This is a genomic window from Pseudomonas sp. JQ170C, assembly GCF_035581345.1.
In the GTDB taxonomy this organism is placed as follows: domain Bacteria; phylum Pseudomonadota; class Gammaproteobacteria; order Pseudomonadales; family Pseudomonadaceae; genus Aquipseudomonas.
Genome location: NZ_CP141608.1, coordinates 5,547,458 through 5,567,415, shown reverse-complemented (window position 1 = coordinate 5,567,415; position 19,958 = coordinate 5,547,458). Strand labels below are relative to the sequence as shown.

Sequence of the window (19,958 nt, the reverse complement as noted above, 5' to 3'; positions counted from 1 at the left end):
GTTCAGGAGTAAAGACTATGCAACGTTACTCAGGCTTCGGCCTCTTCAAGCACTCGCTCAGCCACCACGAAAACTGGCAGCGCATGTGGCGCACGCCGACCCCGAAAAAAGTCTACGACGTGGTCATCGTCGGGGGTGGCGGGCACGGCCTGGCCACCGCCTACTACCTGGCCAAGGAACACGGCATCACCAATGTGGCAGTGGTCGAGAAAGGCTGGCTGGGTGGCGGCAACACGGCGCGCAACACCACCATCGTGCGTTCCAATTACCTGTGGGATGAGTCGGCGCACCTGTACGAACACGCCATGAAACTTTGGGAAGGCTTGTCGCAGGACATCAACTACAACGTGATGTTCTCCCAGCGCGGTGTCTACAACCTGTGCCACACCCTGCAGGACATGCGCGACTCGGAGCGCCGGGTCAGCGCCAACCGCCTCAATGGCGTGGACGGCGAACTGCTCAATGCCCAGCAAGTGGCCGAAGAGATCCCTTACCTGGACTGCTCCAAGAACACCCGCTATCCGATCATGGGCGCCACCGTGCAACGGCGCGGCGGCGTGGCCCGTCACGACGCCGTGGCCTGGGGCTTTGCCCGCGCCGCCGACGCCCTGGGCGTGGACCTGATCCAGCAGACCGAAGTGATCGGCTTTCGCAAGGAAAACGGCGTGGTCATCGGCGTGGAAACCAACAAGGGCTTCATCGGTGCCAAGCGCGTCGGTGTGGTCACTGCCGGTAACTCCGGACACATGGCCAAGCTCGCCGGCTTCCGCCTGCCGATCGAATCGCATCCGCTGCAGGCGCTGGTGTCCGAACCGCTCAAGCCGATTATCGACAGCGTGATCATGTCCAACGCCGTGCACGGCTACATCAGCCAGTCGGACAAGGGCGACCTGGTGATCGGCGCCGGTATCGACGGCTGGGTCGGCTACGGCCAGCGCGGCTCTTACCCGGTGATCGAGCACACGCTGCAGGCCATCGTCGAAATGTTCCCGATTCTTTCGCGGGTGCGCATGAACCGCCAGTGGGGCGGCATCGTCGACACCACGCCGGACGCCTGCCCGATCATCTCCAAGACCCCGGTGAAGAACATGTTCTTCAACTGCGGCTGGGGTACCGGTGGCTTCAAGGCCACCCCCGGTTCGGGCAACGTCTTTGCCGCAAGCTTGGCCAAGGGCGAAATGCACCCGCTGGCCAAACCCTTTTCCATCGACCGTTTCCACAACGGTGCACTGATCGACGAACACGGCGCCGCCGCTGTCGCCCACTAACAGGAGAAATCCCCATGTTGCATATCTTCTGTCCCCATTGCGGCGAACTGCGCTCCGAAGAGGAGTTTCACGCCGCCGGTCAAGCGCACATCCCGCGGCCTCTGGACCCCAACGCCTGCACCGACGTGGAGTGGGGCGACTACATGTTCTTCCGCGACAACCCGCGCGGCCTGCACCACGAGCTGTGGATTCATGCCGCCGGATGCCGCCAGTACTTCAACGCCACCCGTGACACGGTGACCTACGAAATTCTGGAAACCTATCCAATCGGCGCCAAGCCGCAAGTGACCGGCAAAAACACCAGCCCGCAGTTGGCAGTCAGTGGTCAGGGAGAAAAGGTATGAGCCAGGTCTATCGCCTGTCCAACGGCGGTCGTATTGATCGCAGCAAAGTCTTGAACTTCACCTTCAACGGCCAGACCTACCAGGGCTACGCCGGCGACACCCTGGCGGCCGCCTTGCTGGCCAACGGCGTGGACATCGTCGGGCGCAGCTTCAAGTACTCGCGTCCGCGCGGCATCATCGCCGCAGGTTCCGAAGAGCCGAACGCCATCCTCCAGGTCGGCGCCACCGAAGCCACCCAGGTGCCCAACGTGCGCGCCACCCAGCAGGCCCTGTACGCGGGCCTGGTGGCTACCAGCACCAACGGCTGGCCGAGCGTGAACACCGACGTCATGGGGATTCTTGGCAAGGTCGGCGGCAAACTGATGCCGCCGGGCTTCTACTACAAGACGTTCATGTACCCGCAGTCGTTCTGGATGACCTACGAGAAGTACATCCGCAAGGCGGCCGGCCTTGGCCGTGCGCCGCTGGAAAACGACCCGGACACCTACGACTACATGAGCCAGCACTGCGATGTGCTGGTGGTTGGCGCAGGCCCCGCAGGCCTTGCCGCTGCCCTGGCTGCAGGGCGCAGCGGTGCCCGCGTGATCCTGGCCGATGAGCAGGAAGAGTTCGGCGGCAGCCTGCTCGACAGCCGCGAAACCCTCGATGGCAAACCGGCCGCCGAATGGGTCGCCGCCGTAGTGGCCGAGCTCAAGACCCTGCCGGAAGTGACCCTGCTGCCGCGGGCTACGGTCAACGGCTACCACGACCATAACTTCCTCACCATTCACGAGCGCCTGACCGATCACCTGGGCGATCGCGCGCCGATTGGCCAGGTGCGCCAGCGCATGCACCGGGTTCGCGCCAAGCGCGTGGTGCTGGCGACCGGCGCCCACGAGCGTCCGCTGGTGTATGGCAACAACGATGTGCCGGGCAACATGCTCGCGGGCGCCGTCTCCACCTACGTGCGTCGCTACGGCGTGGCGCCGGGCCGTAACCTGGTACTGTCGACCAACAACGACCATGCCTACCGCGTTGCCCTGGATTGGCACGATGCCGGTCTGAAAGTGGTCGCCGTCGCCGATGCCCGCCACAACCCGCGTGGTTCGCTGGTGGAAGAAGCACGGGCCAAAGGCATTCGCATCCTCACCTCCAGTGCGGTGATCGAGTCCCGGGGCAGCAAGCACGTGACCGCTGCCCGTGTCGCCGCCATCGACGTCAAGGCGCATAAAGTGGCCAGCCCCGGCGAGTGGCTGGACTGCGACCTGGTCGCCACTTCCGGCGGCTACAGCCCGGTGGTGCACCTGGCTTCGCACCTGGGCGGCAAGCCGATCTGGCGTGAAGACATCCTCGGCTTTGTGCCGGGTGACGCTCCGCAAAAACGCGTGTGTGTGGGTGGCATCAACGGTGTGTTCGGCCTCGGCGACACCCTGGCCGATGGCTTTGAAGGCGGCGTGCGCGCTGCCACCGAAGCGGGCTTCAAGGCCGTGGCCGGCAGCCTGCCGAAAGTGCTGGCCCGTCAGGAAGAAGCCACCGTGGCCCTGTTTCAGGTGCCCCACGACAAGAACACCGCACGGGCGCCGAAGCAGTTCGTCGACCAGCAAAACGACGTCACCGCCGCCGCGATCGAACTGGCAACCCGCGAGGGCTTCGAGTCGGTCGAGCACGTCAAGCGCTACACCGCCCTGGGTTTTGGTACCGACCAGGGCAAGCTGGGCAACATCAACGGCCTGGCCATTGCGGCACGCTCCATGGGCATCACCATCCCGGAAATGGGCACCACCATGTTCCGTCCCAACTACACGCCGATCACCTTCGGCGCAGTAGCCGGGCGCCACTGTGGCCACCTGTTCGAGCCCGTGCGCTTCACCGCGCTGCACGCCTGGCACCTGAAGAACGGCGCCGAGTTCGAGGACGTGGGCCAGTGGAAGCGTCCGTGGTACTTCCCGCGCAATGGCGAGGATATCCACGCCGCCGTGGCCCGTGAGTGCAAGGCAGTGCGCGACAGCGTTGGCCTGCTCGACGCCTCGACCCTGGGCAAGATCGATATCCAGGGGCCGGACGCCCGTGAGTTCCTCAACCGCATCTACACCAACGCCTGGACCAAGCTCGATGTGGGCAAGGCGCGCTACGGCCTGATGTGCAAGGAAGACGGCATGGTCTTCGACGACGGCGTAACCGCCTGCGTCGGCGAGAACCACTTCATCATGACCACCACCACCGGCGGCGCGGCCCGTGTGCTGCAGTGGCTGGAGATCTATCAGCAGACCGAATGGCCGGACCTGAAGGTGTACTTCACCTCGGTGACCGACCACTGGGCGACCCTGACCCTGTCCGGGCCCAACAGCCGCAAGCTGCTCGGCGAAGTGACCGATATCGACCTGGACAAGGACGCTTTCCCGTTCATGACCTGGAAGGAAGGCCTGGTTGCCGGTGTGCCGGCGCGCGTGTTCCGGATCTCGTTCACCGGTGAGCTGTCGTACGAGGTCAACATCCAGGCCAACTACGCCATGGGCGTACTGGAGAAAATCGCCGAGGCAGGCAAGCAGTACAACCTGACGCCGTACGGCACCGAGACGATGCACGTGCTGCGGGCCGAGAAGGGTTTCATCATCGTCGGCCAGGACACCGACGGCTCGATGACTCCGGACGACCTCAACATGGGCTGGTGCGTGGGCCGCACCAAACCGTTCTCGTGGATCGGCTGGCGCGGGATGAACCGTGAAGACTGCGTGCGCGAGAACCGCAAGCAATTGGTGGGCCTCAAGCCGGTCGACCCGAACCAGTGGCTGCCAGAGGGCGCACAGCTGGTGTTCGATCCCAAGCAACCGATCCCGATGGACATGGTCGGCCACGTCACCTCCAGCTACGCCAGCAACTCCCTGGGCTATTCATTCGCCATGGGCGTGGTCAAGGGCGGGCTCAAGCGCCTGGGCGAGCGGGTCTATTCGCCGCAGGCGGATGGCAGCGTGATCGAAGCGGAGATCTGTTCCTCGGTGTTCTTCGATCCGAAGGGCGAGCGCCAGAACGTTTGACCGGTGTGGGAGCGGGATTGCCCCGCGATAGCGGCGCTGCTGCCGACATCGAATCGCGGGGCAAGCCCGCTCCCGCACAGGTAGTGCAAGGTCCACAGAATTCAAGGCAGGTGAGTAATGAGCACAATCAACGTTTACCAGCAACGCCCCGGCAACGACGTCAAGGCCGAGTCACCGCTTCACCATGCCGACCTGCCCAGCCTGGTCGGCAAGGGCCGCAAGAACGCCGGGGTGACCCTGCGCGAGCACAAGTTCCTCGGTCACCTGACCCTGCGTGGCGACGGCCGCGATCCGGCTTTTGCTGGCGGTGTGTTCAAGGCCCTGGGCCTGGAGTTGCCAGTGGCCCTGACCGTGGTCGCCAATGGCGAGATGTCGCTGCAGTGGCTGGGCCCGGATGAGTGGCTGCTGATCGTTCCAGGCGGGCAGGAATTTGCCGTCGAGCAGAAGCTGCGCGATGCCCTCGATGGCCAGCACATCCAGGTGGTCAATGTCAGCGGCGGGCAGACCCTGCTGGAACTGAGCGGCCCCAACGTGCGCGAAGTGCTGATGAAATCCACCAGCTATGATGTACATCCGAACAACTTCCCCGTCGGCAAGGCCGTGGGCACGGTGTTCGCCAAGTCGCAATTGGTGATCCGCCGTACCGGCGAGGAAACCTGGGAGCTGCTGATTCGCCGCAGCTTCTCCGACTACTGGTGGTTGTGGCTGCAGGATGCGGCAGCCGAATACGGTTTGGCCATTGAGGCCTAGGGAGCGTTGTCATGAGCCGAGCACCGGACACCTGGATTCTCACCGCTGACTGTCCGAGCCTGCTCGGCACGGTGGATGTGGTGACGCGCTACCTGTACGAGCAGCAGTGCTATGTCACCGAGCACCATTCCTTCGATGATCGCTTGTCGGGGCGCTTCTTCATCCGGGTGGAGTTTCGCCAGGCCGACGACTTTGACGAAGGCCGTTTTCGGGCCGGCCTTGCCGAGCGTGGCGAAGCCTTCGGCATGCTGTTCGAGCTGACCGCGCCCAAGCACCGGCCCAAGGTGGTGATCATGGTCTCCAAGGCCGATCACTGCCTCAACGACCTGCTCTATCGCCAGCGCATCGGCCAATTGAGCATGGACGTGGTGGCGGTGATCTCCAACCACCCGGACCTGGAGCCGCTGGCCCACTGGCATCGGATTCCCTACTACCACTTCGCCCTTGATCCCCTCGACAAGCCGGCCCAGGAGCGCAAGGTGCTGCAGGTCATCGAGGAGTCCGGCGCGGAGCTGGTGATTCTTGCCCGCTACATGCAAGTGCTGTCGCCGGAGCTGTGCCGTAGGCTCGACGGCTGGGCGATCAATATCCATCACTCCCTGCTGCCGGGATTCAAGGGTGCCAAACCCTATCACCAGGCCTACAACAAGGGCGTGAAACTGGTGGGCGCCACGGCCCACTACATCAACAACGACCTCGACGAAGGGCCGATCATTGCCCAGGGCGTGGAGGCGGTGGACCACAGTCATTACCCCGAAGACCTGATCGCCAAGGGGCGTGATATCGAATGCCTGACGCTGGCGCGGGCGGTGGGGTATCACATTGAGCGGCGGGTGTTTCTGAACGCCAATAGAACGGTCGTGCTTTGATTGCGGGGCAAGCCCGCTCCTATCGGCTGTGCAGGAGCGGGCTTGCCCTGCGAAAAATTGATTCCAGTAACACAGCGCAGCCCCAGGGCCGCGCACTTTGCACCGCTACATAACAACAAACTTTAGCGAGGTAAAAGCATGTCTGGTAATCGTGGTGTGGTGTATCTCGGCGCTGGCAAGGTCGAGGTGCAGAAAATTGACTACCCGAAAATGCAGGACCCACGTGGCAAGAAGATCGAGCACGGGGTAATCCTCAGGGTGGTCTCCACCAATATCTGTGGCTCCGACCAGCACATGGTGCGCGGTCGTACCACTGCCCAGGTCGGGCTGGTGCTGGGCCATGAAATTACCGGCGAGGTGATCGAGAAGGGCAGGGACGTCGAGAACCTGCAAATCGGCGACCTGGTCTCGGTTCCCTTCAACGTTGCCTGCGGGCGCTGCCGCTCGTGCAAAGAGCAGCACACCGGCGTGTGCTTGACCGTCAACCCCGCCCGCGCAGGCGGTGCCTACGGTTACGTCGACATGGGCGACTGGACCGGTGGCCAGGCCGAATACGTGCTGGTGCCCTATGCCGACTTCAACCTGCTCAAATTGCCGAACCGCGACAAGGCCATGGAGAAGATCCGCGACCTGACGTGCCTGTCGGACATCCTGCCGACCGGTTATCACGGCGCGGTCACGGCCGGTGTCGGCCCGGGCAGCTCGGTGTACATCGCAGGGGCTGGCCCGGTCGGCCTGGCGGCCGCTGCGTCGGCCCGCTTGCTGGGCGCTGCGGTGGTGATCGTGGGTGATGTGAACCCGGTGCGCCTGGCCCACGCCAAGGCACAGGGTTTCGAGATTGCCGACCTGTCCCAGGACACCCCGCTGCATGAGCAGATCGCTAACTTGCTGGGTGAGCCAGAAGTCGATTGCGCCGTCGATGCGGTGGGCTTCGAGGCCCGTGGCCATGGTCATGCCGGCGCCAAGCACGAGGCCCCGGCCACCGTGCTCAACTCGCTGATGGGCGTAGTGCGGGTGGCGGGCAAGATTGGTATCCCCGGCTTGTACGTGACCGAGGATCCGGGTGCGGTCGACGCCGCTGCCAAGATCGGCAGCCTGAGCATTCGCTTTGGCCTGGGTTGGGCCAAGTCGCACAGCTTCCACACCGGGCAGACGCCGGTGATGAAGTACAACCGCCAACTGATGCAGGCGATCATGTGGGATCGCATCAACATTGCCGAAGTGGTGGGTGTGCAGGTGATCAGCCTGGATCAGGCGCCTGAGGGGTATGGCGAGTTTGATGCGGGTGTGCCGAAGAAGTTTGTGATCGATCCGCACAAGCTGTTCAGCGCGGCGTAAGACAAAATCGCGGGGCAAGCCCGCTCCCACCGACCTGGTAGGAGCGGGCTTGCCCCGCGCTGCGTTCTACAACCAAACCGCATCCCAATGCGGATAATCCCCCAGCTTTTTCACCAGACCCGCCCGCAGCGGATTGGCCACCACATCGCGCGCCACCGCACATACATTTTCTTCCCGTCGCAAGGCATGGTCGTGGTAGCCGGGTTGCCACAGCTTGCCCTGCAACATACCTGCCTTGTACAGCGCACAGCGACTTCGGGATTTGAAGCGGCACATCAGGCGGCTCAGGGTCGCCTGTCTCAGTTCAATCAGCCAATGCACATGATCCGGCATGACCACCCAGGCCAGCGTGCGTGCGGCACCTTCTTGCTGTGCCTGACGGAACTGCGCGCAGATGGCGCGTGCTGCATGAAAGTCTGCAAAAAAGGGCGAGCGATTGCGGGTGACGCTGGTCAGCAGATAGAGGCGGCCGGGTTCGGAAAATCGCCCGCGGCGCAGGCGGTGAGAAGCGGGACTGTCCATGTCGTGGTTCCTTGAAAGGTGAATGTTCAAGGTAGGTGCCAGTAGTTGAAGCCGCAGGCCCGGATTGTTACCAGGACTTGCTGTAGGAGCGGGCTTGCCCCGCGACAGCGGTCTGTCAGTCACACCGCATCGCAGGGCAAGCCCGCTCCTGCAGCATGGAACATTCCCTTGCCTGTATAGTCCAAACCTCGTTTTCCCTGCCTTTACGGCTGACGAGGTTTTTCCATGAAACGTTTCGCACTGGTCACCCTGATGACCCTGGCCGCCAGCCCGGTGTTTGCCTTCAACCTCAGCGACGCGGCCAACGCCGTCTCCGCCATGCAAGGCAATAAGGACGGTGCTGCCGTTCAAGCGCCAGCCGCCTCGGCGAATTTGCTCAATACCCTCGGCAGCGAGCTGAAGATCACTCCCGAACAAGCTATCGGCGGTACCGGCGCCCTGCTGGGCCTGGCCCGCAACCAGCTCAGCAGCACTGACTACGAGCAGCTCAGCAAAGCCGTACCTGGCCTGGACATGCTCTCCGGCGAAAACGCCCTGGGCGGTTTGAGCGGTCTGGGCGAGCTGCTCGGCAAGAGCGGCAATTCCTCGGCCCTGAGCAACGCCCTGGGCAATAACGTCAAAGACACCAACGACCTCAACAACGCCTTCAGCGCGCTGGGCATGGACACCGGGATGATCGGTCAGTTTGCCCCGCTGATCCTTCAGTACCTCGGCCAGCAGGGTGTGGCCGGTTCGCTGCTGCAGAACCTGGGCAGCCTCTGGACGACTGCCCCGGCCACTGTGCCGTCGGTGTAACTGCGCTTAACCGGCTTCCGAGAAATTCACCATCCGCACCGGACGGCGCAAGCCCGATGTCAGCACCAGCAGGTAGACCAGCCCCAGGCCGAACCAGCTCAGGCCAATGGTCAGGGTGAGGGCCGACAGGCTGGTCCACAGCCATAGGGTCAGGCTCATGCCTACCAGCGGGACCAGGCCATAACGCAGCAACCCGCTCAGGTTGCGGTGGCAGGTTTCGTTGACCAGGTGGGTGCGGATCACTGCCAGGTTCACCGCCGAGAAGGCCACCAAGGCTCCGAAGCTGATCAGCGATGCCAGGGTGGACAGGTCGATCACCAGCGCCAGCAGGGAGAAGGCCGATACCACCAGGGTGGCCATCACCGGTGTGCCAAAACGCTGCGACAGGCTACCGAAGCAACGCTGCGGCAAGACCTTGTCGCGGCCCATGGTGTAGAGAATCCGCGACACGGCCGCCTGCGACGCCAGGGCCGAGCCCAGGCTGCCGGCAACGAACGCTGCGGTGAAGAAGTTGGCCAGGAACTGGCCGCCCGCCTTGAACATCACTTCGTTGGCAGCGGCATCGGTATTGGCAAAGTGGCTGCCTGGCAGCACTAGCTGGCTGATGTAGGCGAGCAGGGTGAACAGCAGGCCGGCACCGAGGGTGGTGAGGATGATTGCCCGCGGTACGTTGTGCTCAGGGTCCTTGGTTTCCTCGGCCAGGGTCGATACCGCATCGAAGCCCAGGAACGACAGGCACAACACCGCAGCCCCTGCCATCAGCGCGCCGAAGCCCGGCTGGCTGCCGTCGCCGGTCAAGGGCGAGAGCACATCGACTGGCTGGCCGCCCAAGGTCTTGAACGACATCGCCACGAACACACCAATGAACACGATCTGCGCGCCGACGATCAGGTTGCTGGTCTTGGCCACCGAGTGGATGCCGACGACGTTGAGCACGGTGACCAGGGCAATGGAGGCCAGGATGATGGTCCACACCGGGATGCTCGGAAAGGCGATGTTCAGGAACAGGCCGATCAGCAAGTAATTGATCATCGGGATGAACAGGTAATCGAGCAGCAGCGACCAGCCGGCCAGAAAGCCGATGTTGGGCCCGAACGCCAGGTTGGTATAGGAGTAGGCAGACCCGGCAACCGGGAAGCGCCGAACCATGAAGCTATAGGACGTGGCGGTGAACAGCATGGCCACCAGGGTGACCAGATAGGCGCCGGCAGTGCGCCCGCCGGTGAGTTCGGTGACGATGCCGTAAGTGGTGAAGATGGTCAGCGGGACCATGTAGACCAGGCCGAAGAACACCAGGGCGGGAAGGCCCAGGACACGGCGAAGCTGGGTAGTGCTGGAGGGATTGGCCATTATCGATCCTGGCTTTTTGTAATTGTTTGTTGATCGATTTTTATCCAGTTAAACCGCTAATAGCAACGAAAGAATCCCTAATCTCAATTATAAATACAGATTTTAATCGACTTTTTTCTCATCCCAGACCGCAATTCTGTGCCAGTCGCCCCTCCGGGTAGGAGCGGGCTTGCCCCGCGAGAGGCCGGTACAACCAGCAAATGGGGTGTTGCCTGAGCGATTGATCGCGGGGCGAGCCCGCTCCTACCGGTCAGCGCAGTTCGGCACGCAGTGCTTCGATGCGCGCGTCCTTGTCGTGCCACAGCTGGTTCACCCAGTTCTGCACGGTCTGGCGGAAGGCGGGGTCGTTTTCGTAGTCGCCCGTCCACAGGGCCGGGTCCAGTTCGTGCACCTGGATGTCGATGATCACCCTGGGTACGGCGCCACTGAGCAGGTCCCAGAAGCCTGGAGCCTTGTTGCCGGGGTAGACGATGGTGACGTCGAGCAGGGCGTCCAGCTGCTCGCCCAGCGCCGCCAGGACGAACGCCACGCCACCGGCCTTGGGTTTGAGCAAGTGCTGGAACGGTGATTGCTGCGCCTGGCGCTTGGCTTCGGTGAAGCGCGTGCCTTCCAGGTAGTTGACCACGGTCACGGGCTGGCGCTTGAACAGCTCGCAGGCGGCCTTGGTGATTTCCAGGTCCTGGCCCTTGAGCTCCGGGTGTTTCTCAAGGAAGGCCTTGCTGTAGCGCTTCATGAACGGGTAATCCAGCGCCCACCAGGCCAGGCCCAGCAACGGCACCCAGATCAGCTCTTTTTTCAGGAAGAATTTGAAGAACGGAATGCGCCGGTTGAGCGCCTGGATCAATGCCGGGATATCCACCCAGCTTTGGTGGTTGCTCACCGCCAGGTAGGAGGTGTCAAGGCGCAGGTCGGCGGCGCCGCGTACCTCCCAGACCGTGGGGATGCACAGGCGGAAAATCAGTTTGTCGATCTCGGCCCAGGTTTCGGCGATCCACATCACCACCCATGAGGCGTAGTCACGGTAACGGCCGGGCAGGACCAGTTTGAGCAGGGCAAAGACCATCAGCGGGCCGATCAGGACCAGGGTGTTGAGCAGCAACAGCGAGGTCACAAGAATGCCCGTCAGCAAGCGGCGCATAAGAAGACTCTTATATTCAAGTAAGCGGTCGGCAATGATAAGCAGCCTCCGGACGTACGCCAAATGCTGCGCTCTGCCCGAGTCGCACAAATGTTTCACTTTGTGTTGAGTAAGCTATCAGCGCGAACCTATCCTGCCTTCGCAGTCTAAACACTGTCTTTTCTCAAGGAAGCGGATCCTGTGAAATCTGTACTTGCACTGCTGTCCCTGCTCGCGCTGCCGGTCATGGCTGCCGACCCGACCCTGTATGGCCGCTACGAATACATCAAGCTCCCGGAGTTTGGCGGTGAAACCCTCAAGGCCAAGATGGACACCGGTGCCCTGACCGCATCGCTGTCGGCCAAGGATATCGAGCGCTTCACCCGCGACGGTGAGGACTGGGTGCGCTTTCGCCTGGCGACCAAGGAGTCCGACGGCAAGGTCTATGAACACAAGCTGGCGCGCATGAGCAAGATCAAGAACCGCGCCGATGAAGACGAGGACGGCGAAGGTGCCGACATCAGCAAGCGCCCGGTGGTTGACCTCGAGCTGTGCCTGGGTGACGTCAAGCGCACCGTAGAGGTCAACCTGACCGACCGCAGCAGCTTCAACTACCCATTGCTGATCGGCGCTAAGGCGTTGCGGGAGTTCAAGGCAGCGGTGAACCCGGCACGGCGCTTTACGGCGGGCAAGCCAGACTGTTGATGCGGTAGCTGCAAGATTCAAGCGGCAAGCTGCAAGAAAAAGCGCTTCGGTGTAACGTCACCCAATCCGCTTCTACTTGAAGCTTGTCGCTTGAGGCTTGCAGCTCCAAATGCCCCATATCCTGATCGTCGAAGACGAAGCCGCCATCGCCGATACCCTGATCTTCGCCTTGCAGGGCGATGGCCACAGCACCGAGTGGGTTTCACTGGGCAGCGCTGCGCTTGAGCAACAGCGCCTGCGCCCGGCCGATCTGATTATTCTGGATATCGGCCTGCCGGATATCAGCGGCTTTGAAACCTGCCGGCAGTTGCGCCGTTTCACGGAGGTGCCGGTGATGTTCCTGAGCGCCCGCGACGGTGAAATCGACCGGGTGGTGGGGCTTGAGATCGGTGCCGACGATTACGTGGTCAAACCCTTCAGCCCGCGGGAAGTCGCCGCCCGGGTGCGGGCGATCCTCAAGCGCACGGCGCCGCGTGCCGAGCCCGAGGCCGCGGTGGTCTTCCAGCTCGATACCCTGCGCATGCTGATCAGTTATCGCGGCCAGCCCCTGACCCTCACCCGTCACGAATTTCGCTTGATGCAGTGTCTGTTGGAGCAGCCCGAGCGGGTGTTCAGCCGCGAGCAGTTGCTCGACGCCGTGGGCGTGGCCGCCGATGCCGGTTACGAGCGCAGCATCGACAGCCATATCAAGAGCCTGCGTGCCAAGCTGCGCCAGGTGGCCGCCGACGCCGAGCCGATCCAGACCCACCGGGGCCTGGGCTACAGCTACAGCCCGAGCCATAGCTGATGCGCCTGGGGATCCGGATTTTCCTGGTCTATTTCCTGTTTGTGGGGCTGATCGGCTTTTTCATTCTCAGCACCGTGCGCGAAGAGATCCGCCCCGGTGTGCGCCAGTCCACCGAAGAAACCCTGGTCGATACCGCCAACCTGCTCGCGGAGATTCTTCACGACGACGTCAAGGCCGGCACCCTCGGCCAGAGCCGCTTGCCGCAGTTGCTGCGCGCCTACGGCCAGCGTCAGCCCAAGGCGGATATCTGGGGCTTGTCGAAGAACCAGGTCAACCACCGTATCTATGTCACCGACGCCAAGGGCATCGTGCTGCTCGACTCCAGCGGGGCGGCCGTGGGCGAGGATTATTCGCGCTGGAACGATGTGTACCTGACCCTGCGCGGCGAGTACGGCGCACGTTCCACGCGCAGCGATCCGCAAGACCCGGAGTCGTCGGTGATGCACGTGGCCGCGCCGATTCTCGATGAGGGCAAGATCATTGGCGTGGTGACCGTGGCCAAGCCGAACAAGTCGCTGCAGCCGTACATCGACCGCTCGGAGCAGCGCTTGCTGTACCTGGGCTTGGGGTTGATCGGCCTGGGCTTGCTGGTGGGGGCGGCGCTGTCGTGGTGGCTGGCGCGCTCGCTGCGGCGCCTGACCCATTACGCCCAGGCGGTGAGCGAGGGCGAGCGCACCACGCTGCCGCATTACCGTGGCGGCGAACTGGGGCAGTTGGCGGCGGCAGTGGAACGGATGCGCACCCGGCTTGAGGGCAAGGATTATGTGGAGCGCTACGTGCACACCCTGACTCACGAACTCAAGAGCCCGCTGGCCGCGATCCGCGGTGCCTCGGAGCTACTGCAGGGGCCGATGGACGAGGCGCAGCGCCAGCGCTTTGCCGGCAATATCGAGAGTGAAAGCGCGCGCATGCAGCAGTTGATCGAGCGGCTGTTGAACCTGGCGCAGGTCGAGCAGATGCAGGCGCTGGAAGAACAGCAGCAGGTGCCGCTGGCGGCCCTGGTCGATGAACTGTTGGTGGCCCAGGGCGCGCGCATCGAAAGCATCGGGCTACAGGTGCGTCAACGGATACCCGCGAACCTGCGCCTGCTGTGTGAGCCATTTCTCATGCGCCAGGCCATCGCCAACCTGCTCGACAACGCCCTGGATTTCACCCCGTCCGGCGGCATGCTGCTGTTCGAGCTGGAGCGGCGCGATGGTCGTGTGGCCCTGAGCCTGTTCAATCAGGGCGAGGCGATTCCCGACTATGCGCTGGGGCGGGTGAGTGAGCGCTTCTATTCGTTGCCGCGCCCGTTCAGTGGCCGCAAGAGCACCGGCCTTGGCCTGAACTTCGTCGAGGAAGTGATGCAACTGCACGGCGGCTCGCTGGAAGTGGCCAACGTCGAGGACGGTGTACGCGTGCGCCTGTGGCTGCCCGCCAAGCGCCTGGACTGAAGACTTCACACAAACGCCACATACCCTCCACATAAGTACTCAAGGGCTCCATTTCGTCTGCGCAGACTCTGCTCATCGAAACCGGAGCCTCTTTCATGAACCGAACCTTGAGTATCAAACTGGGCGCGATTGCCTTCCTGATTATCCTGTTGTTGATCCCGCTGCTGATGATCGGCGGCCTGATTGGCGAGCGCCAGGAACTGCGTGACACCGTCGTGCAGGACATCGCCCAGAGCTCCAGCTTCAGCCAGCAGATCAGCGGGCCGGTGTTGGTGGTGCCGTACCGCAAGACCGAACGGCGCTGGAAACTCCAGGATGGCCAGACCACCCAGGAAACCAGCCAGGTCAACGGTCACCTGTATTTCCTCCCGGAAACCTTCGAGCTGAAGTCGAGCATCGACACCGAGCTGCGCTCGCGGGGGATCTACCAGGCCCGGCTGTTTCACGCCGACAATCACATCAGCGGTCAATTCAAGCTGCCGGCGCAATGGGGCATTACCGAGGACTACGCCGACTACCGTTTCGAGCCGGCCTTTCTGGCTGTCGGTATCAGCGACATCCGTGGCATCGACAAGGGCCTGCAGTTGCAGCTCAATGACCGGCGCCTGGACTTCCAGCCGGGTACCCGCCTGGGCTGGCTGGGCAGCGGCGTGCATGTCGCCCTGGGTGCGCTCGACGCTCACGCTGAAACCCTGCTCGATTACCGCTTCGATCTCAGCCTGCAGGGCACCGGCCAGCTGCATGTGTTACCGGTGGGCCGCACCACCAGCGTCAGCATGGCCTCCAACTGGCCGCACCCAAGCTTTATCGGCAACTACCTGCCCAGCAGCCGCAAGGTGGACGCCGGGGGATTCTCCGCCCGCTGGCAGACCTCGTTTTTCTCCACCAACCTGGAAGACGCCCTGAGCCAGTGCCAGGTCCACGCCAACTGTGAAGACTTCCGTGCCCGGGCGTTCGGGGTCAGCTTCGTCGACCCGGTGGACCAGTACCTCAAGAGCGAGCGGGCGATCAAATATGCGCTGCTGTTCATCGCCCTGACGTTTGCCGGATTCTTCCTGTTTGAAGTCCTCAAGAACCTCAGCGTGCACCCGATCCAGTACGCCCTGGTCGGCGCGGCGCTGGCGCTGTTCTATCTGTTGCTGCTGTCGTTGTCCGAGCACCTGGGCTTTGGTTTGGCGTATCTGCTGTCGGCTGGGGCGTGTGTGTTGCTGATCGGCTTCTACCTGTGCCACGTGCTGCACAGCCTGTGGCGGGCGCTGGGCTTTGCCCTGGGGTTGGCGGTGCTCTACGCAATGCTCTACGGGCTGCTCAGCGCCGAGGATTACGCGCTGCTGATGGGAACGTTGCTGTTGTTCGGGTTGTTGGGTGTGTTCATGGTGCTGACCCGCCGGTTGGACTGGTACAGCACCGGGAGAGGGCAATGAGCGGGTTGCGGGAGGAGAGGAGCCTGGGGGCGGTGATGGCGGTGAACATTGCCATTATCTGGGAAGGGCAGGTGGTAGGTTCGCGGGGCAAGCCCGCTCCTACTGTGGGAGTGGGCTTGCCCCGCGAAAAGGCCCGTCAGGAAGGATCGGTCGCCCGCATCGACTCGCGCTGACTGACCTCGGCATACCACGCCGCAAGCTTTGGCTGCCGCTCGCGCCAGCCAAAGTCCGGCATGCGCAGGTCGAGGTAACCCAGGGCACAGGCCACGCCGATGGCGGCGATATCAAAGACTGAGGCCAGTTCGGCAATGTGTTCTTGCTCAAGGTTGGCCAGGCCGCGGCGGATCTTGTCCTGCTGCGCATCGACCCAGCTGTCCCAGCGCTTTTCTTGCGGGCGCAGGAAGGTCTCGTAGCGGGTCAGGACGGCTGCATCCATGATCGCATCGGCCAGCGCCGCGAGGGTCAGGCGGTTCCAGCGAGCGGTGCCTTCCTTGGGGATCAGCGGGTTGCCCACATGCTGCAAGTCGAGGTATTCGCAGATCACCCGGCTGTCGAACAGCACATTGCCGTCGTCCAGACGCAGGGCCGGGATCTTGCCGGCCGGGTTGGTCTGGTTCAGGTCGGCATCGGGGGCGACCGGGCTCAGGTTGATGCTTTGAACCGCAACCCGGTTGGTTTGCCCGGTTTCATGCAGCACCACCATGACCTTGCGCACAAAGGGCGAGGCGGGTGAGTGGAACAGTGTCATGGTCGGTGCAGACATGATCGCTCCTCAGTTGCCTTGCAGGCTGGGCGGCAGGCACACACCGGTACCGCCGATGCCGCAATAGCCTTCGGGGTTCTTGGCCAGGTACTGCTGGTGGTAGGCCTCGGCGAAGTACACGGTGGGCGCCTGGTCGATCTCGGTGGTGATTTCACCGAATCCGGCCTTGGTCAGCTCTGCCTGGTAGGCGGCCTTGCTGGCCAGGGCTTCTTCCAGTTGCTGAGGGCTGGTGCAGTAGATCACCGAGCGGTACTGGGTGCCGATGTCATTGCCCTGGCGCATGCCCTGGGTCGGGTTGTGCAGTTCCCAGAACATGGCCAGCAGTTCGCGGTAGCTGACTTTGTCTTTGTCGAACACCACCAGCACGACTTCGGTGTGGCCGGTCAGGCCCGAGCAGACTTCTTCGTAGGTGGGGTTGGGGGTAAAGCCGCCGGCGTAGCCGACCACGGTGCTGACCACGCCTTCACGCTGCCAGAAGCGTCGTTCGGCGCCCCAGAAGCAGCCCAGGCCGAAGATGGCAAAGTCGACGTTCTCGAAGAACGGGCCCAGCAGCGGCGTGTCTTTGAACACGTAGTGCTTCTCGGGCAGGGTCATTGGGGTTTCGCGGCCAGGCAATGCCTGTTCGGCGGTAGGCAGGACGTTTTTGTTCACCAGGATTTCCGAGCGCAGGACCATAGCTGTTCCTCTTTTAGTGTTGCCCATCGCCGGTGCAGGAGCGGGCTTGCCCCGCGATGGGTCGCGAATGGACCCTATATTGCCCGACTGTTACGCCGCTGTCAGGCGCTGGGGCCACGCGGATAGCGCTTGAGTTTCTCGACCAGCTCGCTGCCCGCAATGGGCTTGTCGAACAGATAACCCTGGCCCACATCGCAGCGGTGGCGCCGCAGGAACGCCAGCTGCTCGGCTGTCTCGATGCCTTCGGCGACCACCTTGAGCTTGAGGTTGTGAGCCATGGCCACCACCGCCGAGGTGATCTCCATGTCGTCCTGGTTGTCCGGGATTTCATGGATGAAGCTGCGGTCGATCTTGATGATGTCGATCGGAAACTTCTTCAGGTAGCTGAGCGAGGAATAGCCGGTGCCGAAGTCGTCCATGGCCAGGGTCAGGCCCAGTTGCTTGAGCTGGTCGAGCTGGCGGTGGGTGTCTTCGGTGGCTTCGAGCAGCAGGCCTTCGGTGAGCTCCAGCTCCAGCAGGTGCGGCGGCAGGGCTTCTTCCTTGAGGATGTTGGCGATCGAGGCCACCAGGTCCGGGTCGGAGAACTGCTTGGGCGAGAGGTTGATTGCCACTTGCAGGTTGCCCAGGCCCTCGCTGCACAGGCGCTGGCTCATGCGGCAGGCCTGGCGGGCGATCCATTTGCCGATCGGGATGATCAGGCCGGTTTCTTCGGCCACGCTGATGAACTGGTCGGGGCGGATCATGCCCTTCTCCGGGTGGTTCCAGCGCAGCAGCGCCTCCAGGCCCAGCAAGCGGCCGCTGCGCAGGCACAACTTGGGCTGGTAGAACACGTCCAGCTCGTTCTGGGTCAGGGCCCGGCGCAGGTTGTTCTCGACGAACAGCTTGTAGCTGGCTTCGGCGTTCAAGGCCTCGGTAAATACCTGGACCTGATGTTTGCCGTTGGCCTTGGCCTTGTGCAGGGCCAGGCCTGCGTTTTTCATCAGGGTCTGCGGGTCGCGGCCATGCAGGGGCGCACAGGCCAGGCCCACGGACGCGGTGACGTTGATCAATTGATTGTCGACGAACATGGGTTTGTCGAGGGTGCGCAGCAGTTGCTGGGCGACCTGCTGGCCGATGTCCAGGTCGGTGTCTTCGAGCAACACGGCAAATTCGTTGCTGGCAAAGCGCGCCAGGCTGCCACCGGCGCTGAGGCTGTTGCGCAGGCGGCGGGCCAGGCTGATCAGCAGTTTGTCGCCCGTCTGGTGGCCGAGGCTGTCGTTGATCCGCTTGAAATTGTCGATGTCCACCAGCAACAGGCTGATGGGGCTGTCGCTGTCACGAGCGAAGCGCTCATCGAGGTTGCGGATGAACGCGGGGCGGTTGCCAAGGCTGGTGAGGTTGTCGGTGTAGGCCAGGCGCTCGATGCGCTGCTGGGCCAGTTTGCTCTGGGTGATGTCTTCGTAGATGCCGATGTAGTGGGTCAGTTCGCGGTTGTCGCCGTAGACCTTGGAAATCGACAATTGGCCCCAGTAGGGCTCAAGGTTCTTGCGCCGGCTCTTGAATTCGCCTTGCCAGCTGTTGCCGATGGCCAGGCTCGACGGTGCGTCGAACAGCAGTTCGCTGAGGTTCTCCAGGGCTGGCAGTTCCGAGAGCCGCTGGCCGTGGACCTCGTCGGTGCTGTACTGGGTGATGGCGGTGAAGCTTGGGTTGACGTACTCGACCACGCCATCGCGGTTGACCAGCAGGAAGGCGTTGGCGCTTTGCTCTACCGCCCGCTGGAACAGGTGCAGGGCGCTGGTGGCGGTGCGGCGGTTGTGGTTGTTGATGACCTGGGCAAACTGGTCGGCCAGCTCACCGGCAAAGGCGATCTCGTCCGACTGCCAGGCCCGGGGCGAGCCGGTGTGTTCCAGGCACAGCACGCCAACCACCTGGCCATCGATGCGGATGCTGGCATCGAGCATGGCGTTGATATCGCGCGGGCGCAGGCTCTCGGCCATCTCGCGGGTGCGCGGGTCGTGGCTGGCGTTATGGGCGTCGATGGCGCGGCTGGTGTGCAGGGCGTCGAGGTAGTCGGGAAAGCGCCCTACGTCGATGGGTTCGGGCAGGGTGTATTGCTGGGTTTCGCGGTAGTACGCGGAAATCGGCTCCAGGCGCTGGCCTTCGAGGTGCCAGATGCTGGCGCAGTCGATGCTGTAGATCTCGCAGGCGCTGCGAGTGATCAGCTCGGCGGCTTCGAGCAGGGAGTTGCTGGCGGTGTAGCGGTGGCGCGCCAGGTGCAGGATCAGCTCCTGCTGGGCGCTTACCCGCTCAAGGTGTTCCAGTTGCTCCTGCTGGGCGCGCTGGTTGAGCTGCAGGGCGATCTGCAAACGGTTGTTGCGGGTCTCAAGGTCGGCGGCGCTCAGGTCCGGGGCGTCGCCTGGCTGGGTGTCGATCACCATCAGGTAGCCGCGCAGCAGCTGGCGGTTGTGCTGTTTATAGGCTTCACCCAGCTCCAGCAGGTGCAGCGGCCCTTGCGCGGTGTGCAAGGTGTAGCGCACCAGGTAGCTGGGGCGCTGGCCCAGTTGCAGCTGGATGTCGTCGTGCAGTTTGTAGCGCGCCTCGGGCTCCATCAGGCTGGCGTAGGGCGAGCCGACCAGGGCGCAGAGATCGACCGCCGCCACGCCGAACTGACGCTCGCAGGCGGGATCAAGGTAAAGCAGGGCCCAGCTGGCTTCGTTCAGCCGCTCGAAACGCAGCATGCCGAGCCGCGAGGGCACTGGCAGTTGCGTCACTACCTCGGCCGCCATACGGCTGGCGGCATCGGGTTGGCTTTTCATCGAGAGCTC

At 63.2% G+C, this 19,958-nt stretch carries 17 protein-coding genes; 11 read left to right on the top strand and 6 right to left on the bottom strand.

The genetic code is table 11. The annotated features are described in order from the left end of the window. Nucleotides 1–17: 17 nt before the first annotated feature. The 6 genes from U9R80_RS25440 (at nucleotide 18) to fdhA (ending at nucleotide 7,583) form a co-directional block, all read left to right on the top strand. Nucleotides 18–1,268: a sarcosine oxidase subunit beta family protein gene (locus U9R80_RS25440; RefSeq protein ID WP_028942229.1), complete on the top strand. Its 1,251-nt coding sequence runs from the start codon at nucleotides 18–20 to the stop codon at nucleotides 1,266–1,268. A 14-nt stretch (nucleotides 1,269–1,282) separates the two neighbouring features. Next, nucleotides 1,283–1,612: a sarcosine oxidase subunit delta gene (locus tag U9R80_RS25435; RefSeq protein WP_301842255.1), complete on the top strand. Its 330-nt coding sequence runs from the start codon at nucleotides 1,283–1,285 to the stop codon at nucleotides 1,610–1,612. Next, nucleotides 1,609–4,626, top strand: a complete 3,018-nt coding sequence (locus U9R80_RS25430; protein ID WP_301842254.1) for a sarcosine oxidase subunit alpha — start codon at nucleotides 1,609–1,611, stop codon at nucleotides 4,624–4,626. The genes U9R80_RS25435 and U9R80_RS25430 overlap by 4 nt, the downstream gene beginning before the upstream one ends. A gap of 117 nt (nucleotides 4,627–4,743) precedes the next feature. Continuing rightward, nucleotides 4,744–5,376 carry a sarcosine oxidase subunit gamma gene (locus U9R80_RS25425; RefSeq protein ID WP_028942226.1) on the top strand — a complete coding sequence of 211 codons (633 nt, stop codon included), beginning with the start codon at nucleotides 4,744–4,746 and terminating at the stop codon, nucleotides 5,374–5,376. An 11-nt stretch (nucleotides 5,377–5,387) separates the two neighbouring features. After that, nucleotides 5,388–6,245: a formyltetrahydrofolate deformylase gene (gene purU / locus U9R80_RS25420; protein WP_301842253.1), complete on the top strand. Its 858-nt coding sequence runs from the start codon at nucleotides 5,388–5,390 to the stop codon at nucleotides 6,243–6,245. 138 nt (nucleotides 6,246–6,383) lie between these two features. Continuing rightward, on the top strand, nucleotides 6,384–7,583 hold the full coding sequence (gene fdhA / locus U9R80_RS25415; protein WP_028942224.1) for a formaldehyde dehydrogenase, glutathione-independent: 1,200 nt from the start codon (nucleotides 6,384–6,386) through the stop codon (nucleotides 7,581–7,583). A 66-nt stretch (nucleotides 7,584–7,649) separates the two neighbouring features. Here the strand turns inward: fdhA and U9R80_RS25410 are convergent, their stop codons facing one another. Then, a complete protein-coding gene (locus tag U9R80_RS25410; RefSeq protein WP_301842250.1) occupies nucleotides 7,650–8,105 on the bottom strand; it encodes an REP-associated tyrosine transposase in 456 nt (151 codons plus the stop codon). A gap of 225 nt (nucleotides 8,106–8,330) precedes the next feature. On the opposite strand from U9R80_RS25410, the gene U9R80_RS25405 reads away from it, so the two are divergent. After that, on the top strand, nucleotides 8,331–8,900 hold the full coding sequence (locus U9R80_RS25405) for a DUF2780 domain-containing protein (protein ID WP_301842249.1): 570 nt from the start codon (nucleotides 8,331–8,333) through the stop codon (nucleotides 8,898–8,900). Between the two features lie 6 nt (nucleotides 8,901–8,906). Here U9R80_RS25405 and U9R80_RS25400 read toward each other — a convergent pair whose 3' ends face one another. Both U9R80_RS25400 and U9R80_RS25395 read right to left on the bottom strand, forming a co-directional pair. Beyond that, complete coding sequence (locus U9R80_RS25400; RefSeq protein ID WP_301842248.1) at nucleotides 8,907–10,250, bottom strand: APC family permease; 1,344 nt, start codon at nucleotides 10,248–10,250, stop codon at nucleotides 8,907–8,909. Nucleotides 10,251–10,500: 250 nt separating this feature from the next. After that, nucleotides 10,501–11,388, bottom strand: a complete 888-nt coding sequence (locus U9R80_RS25395; RefSeq protein ID WP_301842246.1) for an acyltransferase — start codon at nucleotides 11,386–11,388, stop codon at nucleotides 10,501–10,503. A 180-nt stretch (nucleotides 11,389–11,568) separates the two neighbouring features. Between U9R80_RS25395 and rloA2 the strand changes: the two genes are divergently transcribed. The 4 genes from rloA2 to creD all read left to right on the top strand — a co-directional run bounded on the left by rloA2 (nucleotide 11,569) and on the right by creD (nucleotide 15,716). After that, the gene (rloA2, locus tag U9R80_RS25390; RefSeq protein WP_028942220.1) at nucleotides 11,569–12,072 is read left to right on the top strand and encodes a retropepsin-like aspartic peptidase RloA2; all 504 of its coding nucleotides are present in this window, start codon (nucleotides 11,569–11,571) and stop codon (nucleotides 12,070–12,072) included. Between the two features lie 109 nt (nucleotides 12,073–12,181). Continuing rightward, a complete protein-coding gene (gene creB, locus U9R80_RS25385) occupies nucleotides 12,182–12,859 on the top strand; it encodes a two-component system response regulator CreB (protein ID WP_301842245.1) in 678 nt (225 codons plus the stop codon). Then, complete coding sequence (creC, locus tag U9R80_RS25380; protein WP_301842244.1) at nucleotides 12,859–14,292, top strand: two-component system sensor histidine kinase CreC; 1,434 nt, start codon at nucleotides 12,859–12,861, stop codon at nucleotides 14,290–14,292. The genes creB and creC overlap by 1 nt, the downstream gene beginning before the upstream one ends. A gap of 95 nt (nucleotides 14,293–14,387) precedes the next feature. Beyond that, nucleotides 14,388–15,716, top strand: coding sequence for a cell envelope integrity protein CreD (gene creD, locus U9R80_RS25375; RefSeq protein WP_301842242.1), 1,329 nt, complete (start codon nucleotides 14,388–14,390; stop codon nucleotides 15,714–15,716). 136 nt (nucleotides 15,717–15,852) lie between these two features. On the opposite strand, the gene U9R80_RS25370 is transcribed toward creD, so the two are convergent. The 3 genes from U9R80_RS25370 to U9R80_RS25360 all read right to left on the bottom strand — a co-directional run bounded on the left by U9R80_RS25370 (nucleotide 15,853) and on the right by U9R80_RS25360 (nucleotide 19,949). Further along, nucleotides 15,853–16,479 carry a glutathione S-transferase gene (locus U9R80_RS25370; RefSeq protein ID WP_301842240.1) on the bottom strand — a complete coding sequence of 209 codons (627 nt, stop codon included), beginning with the start codon at nucleotides 16,477–16,479 and terminating at the stop codon, nucleotides 15,853–15,855. A gap of 9 nt (nucleotides 16,480–16,488) precedes the next feature. After that, nucleotides 16,489–17,154: a peptide-methionine (S)-S-oxide reductase MsrA gene (gene msrA, locus U9R80_RS25365; protein ID WP_301842239.1), complete on the bottom strand. Its 666-nt coding sequence runs from the start codon at nucleotides 17,152–17,154 to the stop codon at nucleotides 16,489–16,491. Between the two features lie 101 nt (nucleotides 17,155–17,255). After that, on the bottom strand, nucleotides 17,256–19,949 hold the full coding sequence (locus U9R80_RS25360) for a putative bifunctional diguanylate cyclase/phosphodiesterase (RefSeq protein WP_301842238.1): 2,694 nt from the start codon (nucleotides 19,947–19,949) through the stop codon (nucleotides 17,256–17,258). Nucleotides 19,950–19,958: the final 9 nt, after the last annotated feature.